Source organism: uncultured Microscilla sp., assembly GCF_947493425.1.
In the GTDB taxonomy this organism is placed as follows: Bacteria; Bacteroidota; Bacteroidia; order Cytophagales; family Microscillaceae; genus Microscilla.
On record NZ_CANLRP010000503.1, the window covers coordinates 1 to 436 of the forward strand.

Sequence of the window (436 nt, forward strand, 5' to 3'; positions counted from 1 at the left end):
TCTCCTGTACAATTAGTTGGGGCGTATGCTCCACCACCATATCATCAAAGAATACTTCCTGGTCGCTTTCGTTGGCGACGAAGGCTTGTAAGTATCCCCTTTCGGTAGCAGTATACGTTAGTTCCAGGTCTTGCCATTGTCCGGCACCTGGAGTCAGATGAGCAATTTGTAACGAGGCGGTAACGGGCGTACCGTCTTTTTTGTAAAATACCAGTTTTAAGTACCCACTTGGTACCGTGGCATTGGGGTTGTTCCCCCCGTTGTTGGGCGTAATGCTGAGCCCTAAATTCAGTAAGAAAGGTGTGTTTTCTGTAGAGATTTCTCCACTGTTTGAATGGCCATTTACTTGTCCCAGGGTTAGCCCCCAGTTCACCGCGTTGTTATGGGTTACCGAACCCCCGGCGTAATAACCTTTCACTTTGACTTTTACCACGTC

The 436-nt window shown here is 48.2% G+C and carries 1 protein-coding gene; it reads right to left on the reverse strand.

Features of this window, described 5'->3' with window-relative positions:
• Positions 1-436: hypothetical protein (locus Q0954_RS34500; RefSeq protein WP_299466780.1), on the reverse strand; the 436-nt coding region annotated here is incomplete at both ends.